Source organism: Dyella sp. A6 (assembly GCF_036320485.1).
Classification (GTDB): domain Bacteria; phylum Pseudomonadota; class Gammaproteobacteria; order Xanthomonadales; family Rhodanobacteraceae; genus Rhodanobacter_A; species Rhodanobacter_A aluminiiresistens.
The window spans coordinates 3004677-3025341 of record NZ_CP132911.1; the positions used below are offsets into that span (position 1 = coordinate 3004677).

11 protein-coding genes are annotated in these 20665 nt (G+C 65.9%); 3 read left to right on the top strand and 8 right to left on the bottom strand.

Going from position 1 to position 20665, the window contains the following annotated elements; translation table 11 throughout:
- Window positions 1-8: 8 nt before the first annotated feature.
- Window positions 9-2957, bottom strand: coding sequence for a TonB-dependent receptor (locus tag RA164_RS13505; protein ID WP_329741361.1), 2949 nt, complete (start codon window positions 2955-2957; stop codon window positions 9-11).
- A 260-nt stretch (window positions 2958-3217) separates the two neighbouring features.
- Here RA164_RS13505 and RA164_RS13510 point away from each other — a divergent pair, with 260 nt between their 5' ends.
- The 3 genes from RA164_RS13510 to RA164_RS13520 all read left to right on the top strand — a co-directional run bounded on the left by RA164_RS13510 (window position 3218) and on the right by RA164_RS13520 (window position 7842).
- Window positions 3218-4882 (top strand): alpha-L-fucosidase, encoded by a 1665-nt coding sequence (locus tag RA164_RS13510; protein WP_412731033.1) that lies wholly within the window; start codon window positions 3218-3220, stop codon window positions 4880-4882.
- A gap of 57 nt (window positions 4883-4939) precedes the next feature.
- The gene (locus RA164_RS13515; RefSeq protein ID WP_329741362.1) at window positions 4940-6571 is read left to right on the top strand and encodes a family 43 glycosylhydrolase; all 1632 of its coding nucleotides are present in this window, start codon (window positions 4940-4942) and stop codon (window positions 6569-6571) included.
- A gap of 461 nt (window positions 6572-7032) precedes the next feature.
- The gene (locus RA164_RS13520; protein WP_329741363.1) at window positions 7033-7842 is read left to right on the top strand and encodes a hypothetical protein; all 810 of its coding nucleotides are present in this window, start codon (window positions 7033-7035) and stop codon (window positions 7840-7842) included.
- Here RA164_RS13520 and RA164_RS13525 read toward each other — a convergent pair.
- The 7 genes from RA164_RS13525 to ppc all read right to left on the bottom strand — a co-directional run bounded on the left by RA164_RS13525 (window position 7823) and on the right by ppc (window position 20443).
- A complete protein-coding gene (locus RA164_RS13525) occupies window positions 7823-9205 on the bottom strand; it encodes a sensor histidine kinase (protein WP_329741364.1) in 1383 nt (460 codons plus the stop codon). The two genes, RA164_RS13520 and RA164_RS13525, sit on opposite strands and share 20 nt — an antisense overlap.
- Window positions 9195-10577, bottom strand: coding sequence for a sigma-54-dependent transcriptional regulator (locus tag RA164_RS13530; protein WP_329741365.1), 1383 nt, complete (start codon window positions 10575-10577; stop codon window positions 9195-9197). Before RA164_RS13530 ends, RA164_RS13525 begins: the two co-directional genes overlap by 11 nt.
- Before the next feature lie 28 nt (window positions 10578-10605).
- Complete coding sequence (locus RA164_RS13535) at window positions 10606-13017, bottom strand: ADOP family duplicated permease (RefSeq protein ID WP_329741366.1); 2412 nt, start codon at window positions 13015-13017, stop codon at window positions 10606-10608.
- A gap of 2 nt (window positions 13018-13019) precedes the next feature.
- Window positions 13020-15440, bottom strand: a complete 2421-nt coding sequence (locus tag RA164_RS13540) for an ABC transporter permease (RefSeq protein ID WP_329741367.1) — start codon at window positions 15438-15440, stop codon at window positions 13020-13022.
- Window positions 15437-16201 carry an ABC transporter ATP-binding protein gene (locus tag RA164_RS13545; RefSeq protein ID WP_329741368.1) on the bottom strand — a complete coding sequence of 255 codons (765 nt, stop codon included), beginning with the start codon at window positions 16199-16201 and terminating at the stop codon, window positions 15437-15439. Before RA164_RS13545 ends, RA164_RS13540 begins: the two co-directional genes overlap by 4 nt.
- A 125-nt stretch (window positions 16202-16326) precedes the next feature.
- Window positions 16327-17580, bottom strand: a complete 1254-nt coding sequence (locus RA164_RS13550; RefSeq protein WP_329741369.1) for an efflux RND transporter periplasmic adaptor subunit — start codon at window positions 17578-17580, stop codon at window positions 16327-16329.
- 154 nt (window positions 17581-17734) lie between these two features.
- Window positions 17735-20443, bottom strand: coding sequence for a phosphoenolpyruvate carboxylase (ppc, locus tag RA164_RS13555; protein WP_329741370.1), 2709 nt, complete (start codon window positions 20441-20443; stop codon window positions 17735-17737).
- Between the last annotated feature and the right edge of the window lie 222 nt (window positions 20444-20665).

Consider the following 20665-nt stretch of genomic DNA (forward strand, 5'->3'; position numbering starts at 1 on the left):
TCCATCGCTTAGAACGTTGCCCGGAAGACCAGCTCGTAACGCCGGTCGTTGACGAAAATGCCACGCTTGTACAGGCGCGGATCGACCGTGCCGTCGCTGTAGCTGGTCGGGCCCATCAACACGCGCGTCTTGGCGTTGTTGAGGTTGTTCATCTGCAGACCGACCTGCATGTGCTTGTTCAGGTGGTAGAACACCGAACCATCCAGCTGCCCATAGCTGTCCGACCAGGTCGGCAGATGCGTGGACGCATCGCTGGTACTCAGCAGGTAACGCGAACGCCAGTTCCAGGCCAGACGCGCCGACCAGCGGCTGTAGTCGTACATCGCGATGAAGTTGTAGTTGTTCTTGGACAGACCGACCAGCGGCAGAGCCACGCCCTTCACGGTCGTCGCGTAGTACGGGTCGGTCGCGGAGTTCACGCCACCCTGGCTCTTCACGTAGGTGTAGTTCACCTGCACGCCCAGCCCCTGGAGCCAGCCCGGCAGGAAGCTGAAGAACTGCGAGTAGCCGAACTCGGCACCACGGACCGTACCGGTACCGTTGTTGTACGGACGCGTTACTAGGTAGTTCTGACCGTTGTAGTTCTCGGTCTTGGTTTCGGTCTCGATGTAGTTGCTGATGTCCTTGTAGAACAGCGTGGTGTACAGCTCGCTGGTGGGACCGAAGTACCACTCCAGCGCGGTGTCGTACTGTTTCGCTTCCATCGGTTTCAGGTTGGGGTTGCCCGCCGCGCCGGTCCACTGCGTCACCGCGGTGTTGTCGGCATTGAGCGTGGCCCCCAGCTGCAGGTACGGCTGCAGCTGGGCGAAGTCCGGCCGGGCCATCGCCTTGGACGCGGCGATACGCCACTGCAGGTCATGCGTCAGCTTGAAACGCAGGTTCAGGCTGGGCAGCGCGTTCTTGTAGGTACCGCCACCGCTCAGCGGGAAGTACTGGCCGGTGTATGCGGTGGCCAGGCTGCTGGTCACGCCCGACTGCGATAGGTTCGGGTACTCGCCCCAGCCTTGTGCATTCTCCTGCGTGCGCACCAGCCGCAGGCCGAGGTTGCCGTCGAACGGAATACCAAACACCTGGTTGCCGAAGAACACGATGCCGTAGGCGGCCTGGGTCTTCTCGTTCTGGTTGTTGATGTCCTGCAGCGAGTACGCCGTCATCGGCGTCCAGCCCCAGGACACACCGACCGAGTGCAGCGCCTTGTACGCCGCCATGTAGTTCTCGGCCAGCGAGTCGTTGGCGAAGTACAGCGACGGCATCGTGGCGTTGCCACGGAAGAAGTCCGAGTAGTTGTACAGCTGCGACATGCCCGGCAGGTAATTGTTGAGATCGGCCAGGCCATTGGGGCTGTTGATGGTCGCCCAGTTGTCGGTGATCACGCCCCAGTTGTAGCCGCTGATCTTGTTGGTCTCGATGCGGCTGGTGGCGCGCACGCCGAACTTCACGTACTGCAGCCAGTTGCTGTTGTCGAAGTCGTATTCCAGATCGATACGCGCGGCATGCTCCCAGCCACGGTCGTCCTCATGGTGATCCATCGCCGCCGACCAGAAGTAATTGGCTGGATTGTCGACATAGTTCGACGGGCTGACGGTCACCTTGGGCAACGAACCGCTGGTGTCGAGATAGACACCCGGCAGATAGGTGGAGTCGAACACGGTGAAGTCGACACCGCGGCTGGTGGACTTCACCATCTGGAAGTCGGCCGACAGGATCCAGTTGTCGCTGAGGTACCACTTGAAGTGGTTGGACCAGTCAGTGGTGATGGTGCGCTGGTGCGAGTAACGGTTGTCGCCGCTGAAGCGCACACCATCGCCGCTGAGGCCGCCGCGCCAGGAGTTGGACGCCAGCCAGCCCCCTTCGAACACGCCGTCGGGGCTGTACTGGAAGGTGGTTCCGGGCGCCGGCACCACGTTGTTGGTGCTGTCGTTGAAGATCGCGCCGTGCTCGTTCCAGCTCATGTCATAGCCGGAACGCAGCACCTGGGAGATGAACTCCATGTTGTGGTTCGGCCGCCACTGGAACGCGCCCGCGATACCGATGCGGCGACGCTGGAAATCCAGCGTGCGCCAGTCGGCGCCGCCGGGCACGTAGACCTGGCTGAAATGGGTGCCCGCCAGCACCGCCGCATCGTTGCGGCGCACGTAGGGCTCCACCTGGATGCCGTCGCTGCGCGTGGCCAGCGAGGAATAGGCAACGTCGAACAGCGCGCCCATCTCGCCGAGGTTCTCGGTCTTCCAGCGGTTGCTGTAGAGGAATGAAGCCGAGGGCTTGCTCTTCTTGGACATGTCACCTTCGTTCACGCCCGTGTTGAACGAGATCAGCCGGCCCGGCGCGTCGAACGGCAGCCGTGTGCGCAGGTTGACCGTACCGCCGATGCCGCCTTCGATGATGTCGGCCGACGGGTTCTTGTACACGTCCACGCCGGCCATCAGTTCGGCGGGCACGTCCTGGAAGCTGAGGCCACGCGCGCTGTTGGCCGAAAAGATGTCGCGTCCGTTCAGTTCACCGCGAACCTCGGTCAGGCCGCGGATCATCACGCCGCTGCCTTCGGCCGACGGATGGTCGGAGTCGTTCGGCGACAGGAAGTGGTCGATGGTGACGCCGCTGATGCGCTGCAGGGTTTCGGTCACGCTGCGGTCGGGCAGTGCACCGATGTCGACCGCGGTAACCGAGTCGACGATCTGCGGTGCATTTTCCTTCAGCTGCTCGGCCGACATCAGGCTGGCGCGCATGCCGGTGACGGTGACCGCCGACAGGTTGGTGGTCGTCTTGGCGGTCTTGCTCTTGTCCTTGATGTGGTGCTTGACGACCGTGGCGCCGGTCTGCACCTGGTCCGGGGACGCGGCATGCGCGCCCAGCGACACCATTCCCAGCAACGCGACGCCGATAGCGGCAGACAAGCGCGTCAAAACAGAAACGCGAGTCATGCCATGCATACCGCTCACGTGGTTGGTCTTGTTCATGCGAAACACTCTCCCCATAGCTGCTTGCTTGTCGGTGGGAGCTTCTGTTCAGCCGGACATCGATGGCTGAAGGCTGTCGCGGCCATCACGAAGGCCTGCGCTCCCTTTTTTGCTGGTGCGGATGCTGATGTGCCCCACCCGCCGAGACAATTACGAAATTGCCAGCCGCGGTTAATGTTTCTTCGTATGCAATCGCACAAGAACTCTTCCGGGCCCGGGCTTGCTGCTAGCGTGTAGCGATCCAAACCACGGAGTGACCCATGGCTGCTAGGCCCGCCATACGCCCCTTCCGGCCACGTGCCGTCATCCGTCGCGGATGGCTCGCCGGCCTGCTCGTACTGGCCAGCTCAATGCCGTTTCTGACCATGGCCGGGCAACAGGCCGACGCACCGACCGCAAAAACGTTAACGCCGGAACAGATGGACCAGGCCTGGCAGCGCGCCACCGCGCGCTATGCACCGGTGCGCAAGGAACTGCTGGCGAAAGTTGCCAAAGCCGATGCCCAGGGGCCGTTCCGACCCGACTGGAGCTCGCTGCTGAAATACCAGCCACCGGCATGGTTCGGCGCCGCCAAGTTCGGCATCTTCATCCACTGGGGCGTCTACGCCGTGCCGGCCTTCGCCAACGAGTGGTACCCGCGCAACATGTACGACCACACCACGCGCGAATACGCCCACCAGGTCGCCACCTACGGCTCGCTGACCAAGCACGACTACAAGGACTTCATCCCCGACTTCAAGGCACAGCACTGGCATCCCGACGCCTGGGCGCGACTGTTCCGCCAGGCCGGCGCGCGCTACGTGATCGAAGTGGCCGAACACTCCGACGGCTTCGCCATGTACAACTCGCGCCTCAGCCGCTGGACCGCCGTCCACATGGGGCCGAAGCGCGACGTGGTCGCGGCGTTGGAGAAGGCGGTGCGCGCACAGGGGTTGCGCTTCGGCCTGTCCTCGCACCGTGCCGAGCACGACTGGTTCTTCGACCAGGGTCGCGACATCCCGTCCGACGTGAACAACCCGGCCTACGCCGATTTCTACGGCCCCGCGGAACCGCATGTCACCCAGGACGGCGACCAGGACCTGCAGCAGGACTGGACCTACGTGTCGCAGGCCTGGGTGCACGACTGGCTGGCCCGCACGATGGAGCTGGAAAGCTATTACCACCCTGACCTGATCTACCTCGACTGGTGGGTCGGCCACCCCGCGTTCCGCCAGGCGCTGGCCGACTTCCTGGCCGGTTACTACAACGACGGCGTGCGCCGCGGCGGCGTGGTGCTGACCTACAAGCTGCATGCCATGCCAACCGGCAGTGCGATCCTGGACGTGGAGCGCGGCCAGCTCGCCGGCATCCGCGCCCAGCCGTGGCAGACCGACACCACCATCAGCAACAGCTCCTGGGGCTACGTAAAGCACGACACCTTCCGTTCCGCCGCCGACATCATCCATCTGCTGGCCGACGTGGTCAGCAAGAACGGCAACCTGCTGCTGGACATCGGCCCCAAACCCGACGGCACCATCGTGCCGCAGGAAAAGTCCGTGCTGCTGAAGATCGGCAAGTGGCTGGCGACCAACGGCCAGGCCATCTACGGCAGCCATCCGTGGCGCGTGTACGGCGAAGGCCCAACCACGCAGAGCGCCGGCGAGTTCAAGGAAAACCTAGGTCAGGCCTACACCGCCGAGGACTTCCGCTTCACCCGCAAGGACGGCGTGCTGTATGCGATCGAACTGGGCTGGCCGGCCAGCGGCAGCGTGACGATCCACTCGGTCAAGCCTTCCGATCGGGTACGCGAGGTGCGCCTGCTCGGCTCGTCCGAAGCGGTGCACTGGCAGAGCACGCCCAAGGGCCTGGTGCTGCATGTCGGCGCACAGCCGGGACATGCCGCGGCCTACGTGTATGCCATCCGCACGGCGCACGGCCACGCGTAAAGCGCGCCTGACCGGGGCCTCGACCAAAAACCACTACCCGCAGACACATCACACGCCATGACCGATATCACCCGCAGGAACCTGTTCAAGGCCGTCGCGGCCAGCGCCGTCGCCGTACCGCTGGTCAGGGCCACGCGTGCCGACGCCACGGAAACCTGCGTCCCGGCCGACCCGCACTGGGGTCACGGTATCGAAGACCAGCGCAAGGCCGACCTCGGCAACGGGCGCTACCTCAACCCGATCGTGGCCGGCGACCATCCCGACCCCACCGTGCTGAAGGATGGCGACGACTACTACATGACGTTCACGCCGTTCACCGCGTCGCCCGGGATCGTGATCTGGCACTCGACCGACCTGCTCAACTGGAGCCCTGTCGCCACAGCCCTGCATAAGCCGATGGGCAACGTGTTCGCGGTCAACCTGTGCAAATACAAGGACCGCTACTACATCTACCTGCCGGCGCAACGGCCCGGCGGCGACTGGGCGATCTTCGTGATCTGGGCCAGGCAGGTTACCGGTCCCTGGAGCGACCCGATTGATACCGGCGTCACCGGCTGCATCGATCCGGCCCACGTGGTCGGCGAAGACGGCAAGCGCTACCTGTTCGTCAACGGCATCCGCATGGTCCGGCTGACCGACGACGGCCTTGCCGCCGATGGTCCGCTCAAGCATGCCTACACACCATGGCACTACCCCAGCGACTGGGTGGTCGAGGATTTCGCTCCGGAAGGGCCGAAACTGCTCCGCCGCGACGGCTGGTTCTACCTGGTCAGCGCCGTCGGCGGCACCGCGGGACCGCCGACCAGCCACATGGTCATCGTGGCCCGTTCGCGCTCGGTGCACGGCCCGTGGGAAAACTGCCCGCACAACCCGATCGTGCACACCCGTTCGGCCGCCGAACCCTGGTGGTCGCGCGGCCACGCCACTTTCATCGACGGACCGGCCGGCGACTGGTGGATGATCTATCACGGCTACGAGAACAGCTTCCGCACCCTGGGCCGGCAGGCACTGCTGGAGCCGATGGAGTGGACCGCCGACGGCTGGCCGGTGGCGACCGGTGGCGACCTGTCCCGCCCCTTGCCCATCCCCGCCGGCGGCAAGCCGGGGCCGGCCGGCTTCGCGCTCTCGGACGACTTCTCCAGCAACCGCTTCGGCATCCAGTGGGCCTTCCACGATCCGCGGCCGGATGAAATCCAGCGCGCCCGCTATGGCGGCAACGGCCTGCAACTGGCGGGTGCCGGCCATTCCCCTGCCGACAGCTCGCCGATGGTCTGCCGCGTGGGCGATCGCGCCTATGTCGCGGAAATCGGCTTCGAGCTTTCCGGCGATGCCGAGGCCGGCCTGTTGCTGTTCTACAACCACAAGGCCTTCGTCGGCGTCGGCTTCACCCCCGACACCATCAAGACCTTCGAGTACGCGCAGGAACTGCCGTGGGCACGCATCAAGCGGGACAACCGCCGGGTACGCGTGCGCATGACCAACGACCACAACGTGGTGACCTTCGAGTACTCGCACGACGACGGCCACAGCTGGCAGCTGCACACCATCCGCATGGAAGTGTCGGGCATCAACCACAACGTGTTCGGCGACTTCCTGAGCCTGCGGGTAGGCCTCTACAGTACCGGCGCCACCCCCGCCCGGTTGCACGACTTCCGCTACCGCGCGATCAAGGGCAACCCGCTGATATGACGCCCTGAGATGCATGGCCGGACGCGCGCCCGCGCTCCGGCCGTGCATGCCGTCGCAAGTCATCGAGGAACAACGCCTGACCGGCGCTTGCCAACGCGCCGGTTGCAGATCCATCGCAGCCACACCTAACCTGTGGATACCCCAGGCAGCCACGGAACATGGCCATGCGGATACGGACAGCAACAAGGCGTTGGAAATGGCGCATTCTGCTTGCGGCGTGGTCGATACCGCTCGCCACCATCGCACTGGCATACGGCAGCACTGCTGCGTCGAACGGCAATCTCCACGATCGCTGGCTCAGCCAGGCGGTGACCACGCTGGAGCATCGTCCCGATGCCGACTCATTGGTCACGGCAGCCATGCTGCAGCCACCGCCCGCGAACGCGAACCGTCGTGCGCTTCAACGACTGGACCAGGCATCACGGCGCGACCCCACGGCAGCGGACATCGCTGCACTGGCCATGCTGGAATGCGTGCCGGCTGATGGCTGTGACATCCATCGGCGCGCCCTTCGGCTGCAAGCCTTGGCACCGCACAACGCACTGGGCTGGCTGCCTGCACTGAACGCCGCGCAGGGCCACGGTAAGGCGCCTGAAGTGACCCGAATCCTGCAGCGCATGTCCCAGGCCGGTGGCTTCGAGACCTATCAGACATCGCTGGCCAGACGCATCCAGCATGGACTGGCAGACCTGCCACCTCCTCCGCCCGACATGGACCTGCCTTATCGCCTGGACGAAAAACACGACCGTCTGTTGCAGGTCCGCATCTACGTATCACTGATGCCCATGCCTGCCTACCAGCCCCTGATGAAGGCCTGCCGACCCGATGGCCCCGAGTTTGCGCAGCGACGATCGGCGTGCCGCAAGATCGGGACCAAGCTGACCAGGTCATGGGCGATCATCGCCAACCTCATCGGCATCGAATTGCAGCGATGGACCGCACAAGGCGCGCAGGATTGCCAGCAGACACTGACGCGTGAACGCGAGATGGATTGGCTGATTCCCGTCCACGCATCATGCGATCGAGCACATACCGCCGCCTGCCTCGACGCAGACATGCATGCCAAGAGCGAGCTCGATGCAGACCGCGCGATTGCCCGCCAGTTGGGCAAACCCCTCACGCCGTCGGCTGACTGGGTAGACCGACGCCTGCAAGCCTCAATTCGAATGGAGCAGCAAAGGTTTCATTCGCTGACCTGCAGTAGTGCCGCCACAAAAGCCACCACGGCCACGCAGCCGGCAGCCAACCGGATCAGGGCACCGCTGCAGTAGGACGAACGCCATCCAGCGACGGCTGCGCGGCAACGGGCAACCACAGACAGGCTATCGCGCCCGGCGTGTCGACCCGCGCCGTCAATGTCACCCCACCCTCGTGCGCCTCGGCGATCTGGCGCACCAGTGCCAGGCCGATACCGGAGCCACCGGGCTTGGTGGTGAAGAACGGCACGAACAGGTTGTCGCTTGAAGGCGGCCCCAGGCCATCGTCCTCCACCTCGATGCATACCCGTCCGGTCTCGCTGTGACAACGCATGCGCACGCCGCCGTCGGTGGACTGGACAGCCTCGACCGCATTGCGCAGCAGGTTGATCAACGCCTGCTCGATCTGATCGGGATCGGCCTGCACAACCGGCACGTCTGCGGCTTCGAGCTGTATCGCCAGGCGCTGTTCCAGCCCGGCCACCTTGCGCAACAGGGCCACCAGGTCGACAGCACGCGGCTGCGGCGGCGGCAGTCGCGCCAGCCGGCTGTAGCTGGAAAGAAATCGTCCCAGCGCCTCGGCGCGATGGCCGATCAGCTCCAGCCCGCTGCGGAAGTCGTCGCGCCAATCGTCCGGCAGCCGCTCGCGTGCGGCCAGGGTCGCCAGCGTGCCGGCCATCGACTGGATCGGCGCCAGCGAATTGTTGACCTCGTGGCCGAGCACGCGCAGCAGGCGCTGCCAGGCCTGACGTTCTTCCTCACGCAGCACGCGACCGACATCGTTGACCACCAGCAGCTGACCACCACGGCCGCCACTGCGCAGCGGCGCATGACGGACCTCGAAACGCCCAGCCCGCCCCGGGAATCCGTGCGAAAGCACGCGCGCAGGCGCACCGGCCAGCAACAGGTCCAGGCCCAGCTCGGCGGACGTGCGGCCGAACAGAGAATCACGCGATGTGTCCAGCAGTGTCTGTCCGGCCGGGTTGGCCAGGCGCAGCCGCTGCTGTTCGTCGAACACGAAGACCGCGCTGTCCAGCGCCGCCAGCGTCTTGCCCAACAGGTACGACGATTCCTCGAAGTCGAGCCGCTCGCGCTGCAAGCGGTCTGCCAGTGCGTTGATGTCGTAGATCACGTCGCCGAGCACGCCGCCGGAAGTGCCGCGCAGGCTGTAGTCGCCCTCCCGCAAGGCCTCCAGCAGACCCGACAGTGTATGCAGCGGATAGGTGACACGACGCAGATGCCGGTATGCCAGCCATGCCGTAAGCGCGATGGCGCTTGCCAGCAAGCCGGCGCGGACCACGGTATCCAGCGGCTTGAACAGCACCATTACCCAGACCAGCAGCCAGGCGGGCGCGGCCACCAGCAGCGCACCGTAGAGCACGCGACGTTCGAACCGTGGCATGCGTCCGGCACGCTGCTCGGATAGCTCAGTCGTCATCGCCGGCAACGCGCAGCTCGTGCTTTTCCAGGCGCCGGTACAGTGACTGGCGGGTGATTCCCAGGGCATCGGCGGCGTGCTGCAGATTGCCGTCGTGGCGTTCCAGCGCACGCTTCACCAGCATTGCCTCGGCCTGTTCGAGCGTCATGCCGTCCAGGTCCGGCCCGGCTTCGGTCGGCGGCCCGAAGGCAAGCGCCGCGGCACTGACCTGATCATGTTCGGCCAGCAGTGCGGCACGTTCCATCAGATGCTGCAACTCGCGCACATTTCCCGGCCAGCCCCACGCCACCAGTGCCCGCTCCGCGGAGGGTGCGAGCGCAAGACCATCACGGCCATAGCGCGCCGCGCTGCGCGCCAGGAAAACGCGTGCCATCGGCAGAATGTCCTCACGGCGCTCGCGCAGGGGCGGTAGCCTGACCTCCAGCGTATTGAGCCGGTACAGCAGGTCGCGGCGGAAACGTCCCTCGGCCACTTCCGTGGCGAGATCGGCATTGGTCGCGGAAACCAGCCGCACGTCCACCCGCTGCGTGCGCGAGGAACCCAGCCGTTCGAACTCGCCGTCCTCGAGGACCCGCAGCAGCTTGGGCTGCTGTGCCGCGGGAACGTTGCCGATCTCGTCCAGGAACAGGGTGCCGCCGTCGGCAAGCTCGAAGCGGCCGATGCGCTCGCCCTTGGCGTCGGTGTAGGCGCCACGCACATGACCAAACATCTCCGACTCGAACACGCTCTCGGCGATACCTCCCATGTTCACCTTGACCAGCGAACGTGCGGCACGCGGCGAAAGTGCATGGATACGCTCGGCGATCACGCCCTTGCCGGTACCGTTCTCGCCCAGCACCAGCACGTTGGCGTCACTGAGTGCAACGCGCTCGACCAGAGCCAGCACCCGTCGCATCGCCGGCGACTCGGCAATACATTCGCCCACGTCACCGCGCAGCAGCGCGTTCTCGGCTTCCAGCCGCCGCTGCCGGCGCGCGCTTTCGCCCAGCGCGATCTGGGCACGCAGCACGCTGACCAGTCGTGCGTTGTCCCACGGTTTCTCGATGAAGTCGGCGGCTCCGCGGCGCATCGCCTCCACCGTCAGCGGCACATTGCCCCATGCGGTCATCGCCACCACCGGCAACTCCGGTGCCGCCTGACGCAGCTGTTCCAGCAACTCGATGCCCTCCTCACCCGAGGTGGTATCGCGCGAATAGTTGCAGTCGATCAGGGCGCAGGAAAATTCGCGCCGGCGCACGGCATCCAGGGCCATGGCCGGATCGGCCACCCCCACGCTGGCGATGCCCTCGGCCTTCAGCAGCAGACGCAACGCCTCGCGCACGTCGACCTGGTCGTCGGCCAGCAGTACCATCGGATTCGATTCGCGCGCCATGCCCTGATTCATGCCTGCAGTGTAGCGATCACTCGTAGCGCAGCGCGATGGCGGGATCGACCCGCAAGGCACGCAGCAGTGGCAACAGCACAGCCAGCACCGACACGCACCCCACCAGCAGCAGAACGGTGACGAACACCACCGGATCGTGCGCGCGTGTGCGCAGGTCCGGGCTTGCCAGCACATTCGACCAGGGCACGGCCAGCACAAAGCCGATCAGCAACCCCAGGCCCAGCTGCCAGAACAGTTGACGCCCCGCATCGCGCAGAATGGCGCCACCCACCGCGCCAATGGCCCGGCGAATGCCGATCTCGCGCGTGCGCTGCTCCACCGAAAACGCCAGCACGCCGTAGAGCCCGGCAGCTGCCAGCAACAACGCCACTAGGCCGAGCCCGCTGAACACGTCAGTCAGCACCACCAATCCTACGCGAGCCACCGCTATGTCCTTCGCCTGGCTATACACGGCATAGACGGCTGCCTGCGGGTCGACGCCATGCACCGCATCGGTCAATCGCGGCGAGAAGGCAACGGCTGCGGCATGTGTCCGCACGGCCAGCCCGACCGCGTGCAGCGGCGACATGGTAGCCGCCTGATCCAACGGCATTAGCAGGCCCGGCCGTGACCTCTCCGTCATGCTGTCGAGCTGCAGCGACTGGACCACACCGACCACAGTCACCGTCTTCGCCCATGAGTGCCCTGGATAAAGCACCAGTTTGCGGTTGAGTGCACCCTGATGTGGCCACATCGTGGCAGCCATCTTGGCATCGACAACCACCACGGGCTCGCTTCCCGCATGGTCTCGCGCGTCGAAAAAGCGACCTTCGAGCAGACGCACACCGTAAGTGTCGAGGAAATGCGGATCGACGATGCCCATCTGCGGCCGAAGCCAACCGTCCGAAGGCTGCACCTGGCCCGGCAAGGAAACGTCTTCGTGACTGCCGAGCACTGCGCTCGGCACGGTATCCGAGGCCGTTGCGTCGACCACTCCGGGATCCTGGCGCAGGCGCTCGACCACGCTGTCGAAAAAGCGTATGCGCTGCGCATCGTCCCGATACAACTTCGGCGGCAACGCCACGTTGGCGGTCAACACATGGGTGGCATGCGTCGCACCCACCGTTGGCTGTGCCAGCAGTGCATCCAGCGCGCGCACGAAGGTACCCGCGCCCACCAGCAGCACTACGGTAAGCGCCACTTCGACCACCACCATCACCTTCGCCACCCGTGCGAAGCCGCCACCGGAGCCCTTGCTGCCGTCGCGCAAGGCATCCTGCAGATCAGGCCGCGACGCACGCCAGGCAGGAATGCCTCCGGCCAGCGCGGTGCCTAGCATCGCCACCGCAGCACCGAAAGCCAGCACCCAACCGTCGATACCGTGCGTAAAGGGTATCGAATCCGGATGAGTCGCCATCCAGGTCTCATGCATCCAGCGAATGCATCCATGCGCAACAGGCAACGCAACCGCCAGCGCGGCCGCCGCCAGCAACAGACTCTCGATCAGGGCGCCGAGCATCAGTCGGGCGCGACTACCCCCCAGCGCACTGCGCAGAGCCAGCTCGTGACGACGCTGCAATGTCTGCATCAATTGCAGATTGGCGACATTGATGCACGCCAACAGCATCACCACCACGCCGGCACCGAACATCAGCCACAGCCACCGGCGCAAGTCCAGCGGCGCAAAGCTCACCGATAGCGGGTAGATCGTCAACCGCTCTGCACGCTGACCCGGCGGCAACGTGCGTTGCAGCCGGCCAGCCCAGGCGTTCAGCTCCGCGCGCGCCTGGTCCAGCTGGATCGCGGGTGCCAACCGGGCGGCCACCGAGATGTAGCCGTGCCGACCCGATTCGAGATGCAACGGCATCCATGCCTCCGTATCGCCACTCGGGAAACCGACGTCCGAAGGCAACACACCAACCACCGTAGCCCAGGCCCCGTTCACACGCACGGCGCGACCGATGATGTGCGGATCGGCAGCGAATGCATGGCGCCACAACGCCTCGTTCAGCAGCACCACACGCGGCGCGTCAGGCTTGTCGTCGGCAGGCACCAGGCTACGCCCAAGCAAGGGCTTGATGCCCAGCAACTTCATCATGGAGGCAGTGAGCAGAGCCCCCGTGTGATGCGTCGCTCCGCTGCCACTGTCGAGGTTGATGTCGGCACCCGTGTACGCACCCATCAAAGCCATGCTGTGCAATTTGCCACGCAGCTGCAGGTATTGATCGCTATCCATCCCACCGATGCCGTTGAACACAGGCTCGCCCACCGCCACCAAGCGGTTGGCCTGCGGGAACGGTAACGGCTGCAAGATGACGTCATTGATCATCGCGAACAGGAACAGCAGCACACCCAGCCCTACGCCCAGCACAACAACCGAAAGCAGCGTGTATCCCAGCCGCCCGACAAGCCGCCGCCATGCTTCGCGAAGTTCGCGCACGATCATCATGATCAATCCCCCCTCAACGCACGCATCGGCGCCACCCGCGACGCGCGCAATGCCGGGACCAGGCAGGCCAGCAACCCGGCCAGCAGCAGCAGCGCGACCACACCTGCCAGGGCCCATGGCTCGAAGGCATTAGTCCGTCCCAGCGCGTCGAACATCAATTCACGCGCGAACCGCGCCAGGCCGAGCGTAAGGCCGATGCCGATCATCAGCCCGATCAGTACCTGCCACGCACCATCCAGCAGTATGCGGCGCAAGAGGCGCGGCGGCGCAGCGCCCAGCGCCATGCGAACACCGATCTCGCACTCCCGGGCAGCCACCGACACCGCCATCACGGCATACAAGCCGGTTGTAGCCAACAACAGGGCCATGGCGGCCAACACGCCGATCAGCAACAGGTCCTGGCGCGTATCGGCGGTCTGACTGGCGACGACAGAGGTCAGCGTGCGCAGGTTGGCGATCGGTTGCATCGGAGCCACGCGGGCCACGACCCGGCGCACCGCGTCGCGGTAGGTCGCCGGATCGCCGTGCACGCGGATCGCGAAGCGCATCGGCTCGAAGTAGCGGAACACATCGAGCAGTTGAGTCGGCGTCTGGGTCAGCGGCAGGTAAAGGATCGGTGGTTGGGGCCACAACGCCCCGAATTGGCTGGTGTTGTCGACTACGCCAACGATACGCAGGGGCAGCCGGTGCCCGCCGCTACCGATGGTGATGGTCTTGCCGAGCGCATCGCCTCCGTAATCGTGACGGGCCAGTTCGCGGTTGACGATCGCCACCGGTTCGCTGCCGCGGGCATCCTCGCGCGTGAAGACCCTACCCGCATGTATGCGAATGTGGAACAACGTGAAGAAGCCCGGCGTGATGGCGCGGAACTGTACGTTCTGCGGCTGCTCGCCGCGCGAGGAGACCACGTCGCCGATGTTGAACTGCATGCCTACCGGCAGGTTGGTACTGGCAATGGCCGCATCGACGCCAGGCAAATTCCGCAATGGCTCCAGCACCTGCTGCGACAACCGCTGAATACTGGCGGCATCCGGGTAGATCGCCTTCACCGGCGCCAGTTCGAACGTCAGGATGCCGCGATCGGAAAACCCGAGTCGCGTGTGCGCGGCCTGGTAAAGCGCATGCAGAAACAATCCGGTGACTGAAAGCATCATCGTCGCCAGCACGACCTGCGTCACCACCAGTACACGGCCCAGGCGCCGATCGGTGCGGCCGCCCTCACGCAAGCGCTCGGGATCCGCCAAGTGACGGCTACGCCACACACCCATGCCTGCGGCAAGCAGTGCGACGACCACCGCGGCGACTACTGCCAGCGCCATGGTGCCTGGCCCGAACGCCACCACGCTCAGGTCGACGAGATTCCCGGCCACGAAGACACGCAACATCTTCAGCCCCAGGGAGGCCAGCACGATACCGGCCAGCCCCGCACACAGGCCCATCAGCAACGCCTCAGCCAATACAGGCAGGGCCTGGTGCAACGCCGATGCACCCAAGGCACGGCGTACCGCGCCGTCGTGGCCGCGTGCCAAGGTGCGCAGCAGCATGAGGTTGCCCACATTGACCAGCGCGATCAGCAACACCAGCAGCGCGCAACCAAGGAATAGCATCATCACGCCGTGTTCGTCGGCATGCCGTTGCTGTCGCAAAGTGACGGCCCGGAAATGCACATGCCGCCAGAACGCATGTTGTGACGCCGAGTAGGCGTTGGACGACTCCATGGTGCGTAGGCGTGCATCGATCTGGGACGATACCGACGCGAGGCTCACACCCGGCGCAAGGCGCGCCACCGTGAGATCGTTGGTGCCGTCGTCGGTGGTGCCCGGCGACAGCGCCATCGGCAGCATGATGTCGATCTTGCCAAACAGGTCGAAGCCGGCAGGCAGCACGCCAACGATGATGTGCGGCGTACCTTCGACCACAAGCGTTCGCCCCACGACATCCTTCCGTCCACCACAAAAACGCTGCCAGAAGGCGTACCCGAGGATGACTGCCGACGGTCCGTGCGGACGATCCTCGTCAGCTGTGAAATCACGACCGAGGAACAGGTGCACGCCAAGCGTGGGCAGCAGGTGACGATCGGCCAGCATCGTCGGCACCTGCACCGGCTGGCCCTGAACATAGACGTTGGACGGTGCCAGCGACGCGCCGATACCGATCGACCGGACTCCGTCGAGGCCAAGCAAATGCTGGTACATCTGCGGCGACGTGGTGACGGCCCCGTTGTCCTCCGGCATGCCAAGCGCTACCAGTCGCCCGGCTTGCGGATACGGCAGCGGCTTCATCAGCGTGCCCTGGATCAATGCGAACACCGTTGTGGTCGCACCGATGCCCAGCGCCAGCACACCGGCAGCCAGCAGCAGGAAACCGGGGCGGCGCAGGCTGGCGCGCCACGCGAGCCAGATCTCGGCAAGCCAGATGTTCATGCACCGACACCGATGCGCTGACCGATCAACGCATCGAGGCGTGACTCGTCCTCGCGACGCAGCCGGTCGAAGGTTTCCTCGTCGACCACGCGCCCGTCGAACAGGCGTACCTTGCGCTGCGCCAGTTCGGCGTAGCGGGCGTCGTGGGTGACCATGCAGAGCGTGGCACCGCCTTTGTGCAGTTCGTCGAGCAGGCTCATCACCGCCTCGCCGTTACGCGAGTCGAGGTTGCCGGTAGGTTCGTCGGCCAGCAGTATCGCGGGACGCCCGACCAGCGCGCGCGCCACTGCCACGCGCTGCTGCTGGCCGCCGGAAAGCTGTGCCGGATAGTGCCGCATGCGGTGCGCCATACCCACACGTTCCAGTGCTTCCTGCACCCGTGTCCGACGCTCGCCGGCATCGATGCCCCCACGATAGGTGAGCGGCAGTTCGACGTTTTCCTGCACGGTGAGATCGCCGATCAGGTTGAAGGCCTGGAAGATGAAGCCGATCTCTGCGTTGCGGATGCGTGCGCGCTGCCCGGCGTTGAGCCCAGCGACATCATGGCCGTTGAGTACGTAGCTGCCTTCAGTCGCGGTATCGAGCAGCCCAAGGATCGACAGCAGCGTGGTTTTGCCGCAGCCGGACGGCCCCGAAATGGACACGTACTCGCCGCGACGGATGTCCAGATGCACCTCGCTCAGCGCGTGGGTTTCCACTTCGTCGGCCTGGAATACCTTGCGGATGTCGCGAAGGGTGATGACGGAAGCATGGTCGGTCATGAGAACTCCATTTGCTGGATCACGTTGTTTCTGGAACCGTTGTCCGCCAGTGAGGCAAACGACCGGACGAAGCAGAGCCATTCGGGGCGTCTTGCTGACGCATCATCTGGCGCTGCCTCCGTGGCTCACTCCAACCGAATACGGTCGTAGTTGTCCCACTGGCTGGTATCGGACAGGATCACCTTGTCGCCAACCTTCAGCCCGCGCAGAACCTGCACGCGATCGACCGAAGTGGCGCCAATGCGAACCGGCACCCGGGTCGCGGTATCGCCCCCAGGATCGAGGCGGAACAGGCTGAGGTCGCCATCGGCCTTGGCCAGCGCGGGGCGTCCCACCGACAGCACATCGTGCAGTTCCGCAATGCGGATGCGCCCGTCGACGGAGAGATCAGGGCGCGCGCCCGGCGGCAGCTTGCCGGTCAAACTCACGTCTACCCGCACGCTGCCGTCGCGCACAGCCGGATCGATACGCTCGACTTTGCCGTCGACTAGGCCGTTGTGGGTGTCCACGCTCACCGGCATGCCCAGGACCACGTCCTTGGCCTGGACTTCGGGCACCTGCAGGCGGGCGATCAATACATCGGGCACAGCCACGCGTGCCAGGTTCGCACCGGCAGCCACCTGTGCACCCTCCTGCACGGGCACGTCCTGCAGCACGCCCTTGATGCCGGCCTTCACCTGCAGCGCATCGGCTTGCCGCTGGCGCAGGGCAAGGTTGCTTCGTTGCTGCAGCAGCGCCGCCTGCACCGCCGCCATCTGCGCCTTCATGTTGTCGACAAATGCCGTCACGCGCTGCCGCTCGATTCCTGTCCTGAGCGCGAGCTGCTTCAGTACGATCTGCTCCTGCTCGTACTGCACGCGTGGAATCAGCTGCATCTTCTCGGCCTTGGCATCAGCCACCGCCTTGACCTTGGCCGAGGCGTAGTCAGACTCGGCCTGGGCCAGGCCGGCGCGCTGGTCGAGCAACTGCGATTCGAGTTCGGCACGCTTGGCCGCCACATCGGCCTCGGCCGCAACGACCTGGGCCTGCGCGTTGCGCAGTGCATCCTCGGTCGCGGGGTCGGACAAGCGCATCAGCACGGTATCCGGCTGCACCTGTGCGCCGGGCCAGACCAGGATCTTCTCCACCGTGGCGGGTGTGGCGGCGGCCAGCCAGCGGATTTCGCGCGGCACCAGGGTGCCGGTGGCACGCACTTCGCGCAGCATGTCGCCCCGCTGCACGCTGTCGATCCACAGGCTGCTGCGGTCGACGGTCGGCAAGGCCGGCCCCAGACGCAGCATCAGCACCAGCAGGACAAGTGCCATGAGCGTGCCCGTGGCGATGCTCCACTGCAGGCGACGACGCTTGCGGATCTTGATCATGGGATTGGCGATATCCATGCATGGCATGCGGCAAATGCCATGCCAACGCCGATCGCTTGCCAATCCCCGTTGAACCCCAGACGTGACGCGAAAGCTCGCATCACGCGGCCCACGCGAGCGTCCGCCAGCGGACAACGCCATCCGCTGGCGGACACTTTGTTCGAGGCGCGGCTCAGCCGGTGTTCTGCAGCCCCTGCGACACGCCGTTGACGCAGGCGACCAGGGCCCGCAGCAGGGTGTCGTCCTCGCCGCCGGTGGCACGCCAGCGGCGCAGCAGGTCGACCTGCAGCAGGCTCATCGGATCGACGTAGGGGTTGCGCAGGCGGATCGACACCGCCAGGCGCGGGTCGTCGCGCAGCAGTTCGCTGCTGCCCTTGAGCCGCAGCAGCCAGTCGCGGGTGCGCACGAATTCGTCACGGATCAGGCCGAAGAATTCCTCGTGCAGCGGGCCGGACAGCTTCGAGAACGCCTCGGCGATATCGAGGTCGCATTTGGCCAGCAGCATCTCGACGTCGTCGAGCGCATTGGCAAGGAACGGCCAGTCACGCGCCATTTCGGCCAGCGCCTTCTCGCCGTATTCGGCCGCGCCCCACTCCAGGGCACTGCCCAGTCCGTACCAGCCGGTGATGATGGCGCGGCACTGGGTCCAGGCGAACACCCACGGGATCGCGCGCAGGTCTTCCACGCCACGCATGCTGCGCCGGCGCGACGGACGCGAGCCCATCGCCATCCGTTCGATCACGTCGATCGGGGTGGCGGTACGGAAGTACTCGATGAAGCCCGGCCGGTCGATCAGTGCACGGTAGGCGTGGCGGCTTCGTGCGGCGAGCCCGCTCATGCGCTCGCGCCAGATGTCCTCGCGCGACTCTTCTTCGCGCGGTCGCAGGCTGGCCCGCAGCACTGCGCTTACGGTCTGTTCCAGGTTGCGCAGCGCCAGCGCGCGGATGCCGTACTTGCGGTGGATCACTTCGCCCTGCTCGGTCACGCGCAGCACGCCGGCCACCGAGCCGCGTGGCGAGGACATCAGCGCGGGCATGATGCGGGCACCGCCGCGACTGGCCGAACCGCCGCGACCATGGAAGAACGAAAGCTGGATGCCCGCTCCAGCGGCTACCTCGAGCAGCTCGACCTGGGCGCGCTGCAGACCCCAGCGCGAAGCCAGCGTGCCGCCGTCCTTGCCGCTGTCCGAATAGCCGAGCATGACCCACTGGCGATCGCCGCGGGCGCGCAGATGCTCGCGATAGACCGGGTCGTCGAGCAGCGCGCGCAGGGTCGCCGGCGCATTCTTCAAGTCGTCCACGGTCTCGAACAGCGGCGCGATGTCCAGCGGCACGCGCGCCGCATCGTCGACCAGCCCGCCGCAGCGGGCCAGCGCCAGCACCGCAAGCACGTCGGCGGCACTGCGCGCCATGCTGATGATGTACAGGCCGGTGGCTTCGATGCCGTAGCGGCGGCGGGCCTCGCCCAGGGTGCGGAACACCGCCTGCAGACGCAGCACGGTCTCGTCGTCGCTGCTCCCGAAACCCTGCTCGCCGCTGGCATAGGGACGCAGCCGGTCGGCCCGCGCCGCGGCATCGCGCTCGTTCCATTGCGGCTCGCCGAGCAGCACCGCCAGCGCGTCGTCGTGCACGCGCGAGTCCTGGCGCACGTCGAGCCGGGCCAGGTGGAAGCCGAAGGTACGCACGCGGCGGATCAGCCGGCGCACGGCGTAGACGCCGGCATGCAGACCGCGATGTCCGATCAGGCTGTCGTCGATCAGCTGCAGGTCGTCGAGCAGCTCGGCGACGCTGGCGTAACCCTCGGGGTGGTGATCCTCGTGGGTGGCCTGCAGCCGCGCGCCGACCAACGTGAGCAGGCAGCGGTAGGGCATGTCGGCATGGCGCGGGCGGATCTGCGCCGCGGCCTGCGGGAAGCGCTCGCGGTAGTCGGCCAGGCGCCGCACCAGGCGCGAATCGACCGCCACCCGGCCTTCGGTCTGGCTGAGCAGGCGCGCCAGCACGGCGACGTCGTCGATGTAGTGCTCGAGCACGTGTGCGCGCTGGCTGGAAAGGCTGGTCTCGATGGTGTCGGCGCCCACGTTGGGGTTGCCGTCCATGTCGCCGCCGACCCAGTTGGCGAAGCTCAGCAGGCGTGGCAGCGGAATATCGAGGTCATAGACCTGCCGCAGCGCGCTGCCCAGCGACTCGTACAGTGCCGGCACGATGCGGTAGATCGGGTTGGCGATGTAGAAGCCGACGTGGTGGTGTTCGTCCTGCACCGTGGGACGGATCGGCGATGCCTCGGCGGTCTGCCAGCCGGACGACAGCGCCATGAAGATGCGGTCGTCATCCTCGGTGCGCTCCTGCGGCGTGCGGGTGGGGTCGAAGTCGTCGACCAGTGCGCGCACGATGGCCTGTTCCTTCTCCAGCAGCGAACGCCGCACGGCTTCGGTGGGGTGCGCGGTGAATACCGGCTCGACCTGCACTTTCGGCAGCCAGTCGAGCAGCTCGTCGGCGGTCACGCCCTGCGCCTTCAGCTGGATCAGCACGTCGAGCAGCGACTCGGGCTGCGCCGCGCCGCTTTCGCGCTGGTAGTCGCGGCGGCGACGGATGCGGTGTACGCGCTCGGCGGTGTTCACTGCCTGGAAATAGGTAGCGAAGGCGCGTGCCAGCGCTTCCGCGTCGTCCGCTTCCAGCCCGGCCAGCGACGCGGCCAGGCCGTCCACCGCCTCGCCGTCGAGGCGCCGGCGGATCGCGGCGGTCCGCACTTGTTCCACCCGCTCGAAGAAGGCCTCGCCCCCCTGTTCGGCCAGCATGCGGCCAACCATCGCGCCGAGTCGGTGCACGTCTTCGCGCAGTGGGCCGTCGTGCGGCAGGAATTCGGGGTCGCGGCTCGCTTCCATCAGTCCCTCCGGTAATTGGATCGTCTACACGTCACCCGGGCAAGCATGACCCCGTCATTCCGGCGGGCGCCGGACTCCGGTGTCTTCAACACGGCGCCAGGGCGCTGGATCCGGGCTTTTGCCGGAATCACGGCCATGCAGGCTCGTCGGGTATCTCCCCTAGCCTACAGAATTTGCGTGATGACGCTGCTTACGAGTTGTCATAACGCTACAATCAACCCT

What these genes read in the sequence shown, in the direction of transcription:
- RA164_RS13535 (WP_329741366.1), bottom strand. Translation starts at nt 13,017, where the DNA reads ATGATGATCGTGCGCGAACTTCGCGAAGCATGGCGGCGGCTTGTCGGG.
- RA164_RS13550 (WP_329741369.1), bottom strand. Translation starts at nt 17,580, where the DNA reads ATGGATATCGCCAATCCCATGATCAAGATCCGCAAGCGTCGTCGCCTG.
- RA164_RS13525 (WP_329741364.1), bottom strand. Translation starts at nt 9,205, where the DNA reads ATGACGACTGAGCTATCCGAGCAGCGTGCCGGACGCATGCCACGGTTC.
- RA164_RS13510 (WP_412731033.1), top strand. Translation starts at nt 3,218, where the DNA reads ATGGCTGCTAGGCCCGCCATACGCCCCTTCCGGCCACGTGCCGTCATC.
- RA164_RS13505 (WP_329741361.1), bottom strand. Translation starts at nt 2,957, where the DNA reads ATGAACAAGACCAACCACGTGAGCGGTATGCATGGCATGACTCGCGTT.
- RA164_RS13545 (WP_329741368.1), bottom strand. Translation starts at nt 16,201, where the DNA reads ATGACCGACCATGCTTCCGTCATCACCCTTCGCGACATCCGCAAGGTA.
- RA164_RS13540 (WP_329741367.1), bottom strand. Translation starts at nt 15,440, where the DNA reads ATGAACATCTGGCTTGCCGAGATCTGGCTCGCGTGGCGCGCCAGCCTG.
- RA164_RS13515 (WP_329741362.1), top strand. Translation starts at nt 4,940, where the DNA reads ATGACCGATATCACCCGCAGGAACCTGTTCAAGGCCGTCGCGGCCAGC.
- RA164_RS13530 (WP_329741365.1), bottom strand. Translation starts at nt 10,577, where the DNA reads ATGGCGCGCGAATCGAATCCGATGGTACTGCTGGCCGACGACCAGGTC.
- RA164_RS13520 (WP_329741363.1), top strand. Translation starts at nt 7,033, where the DNA reads ATGCTGGAATGCGTGCCGGCTGATGGCTGTGACATCCATCGGCGCGCC.
- ppc (WP_329741370.1), bottom strand. Translation starts at nt 20,443, where the DNA reads ATGGAAGCGAGCCGCGACCCCGAATTCCTGCCGCACGACGGCCCACTG.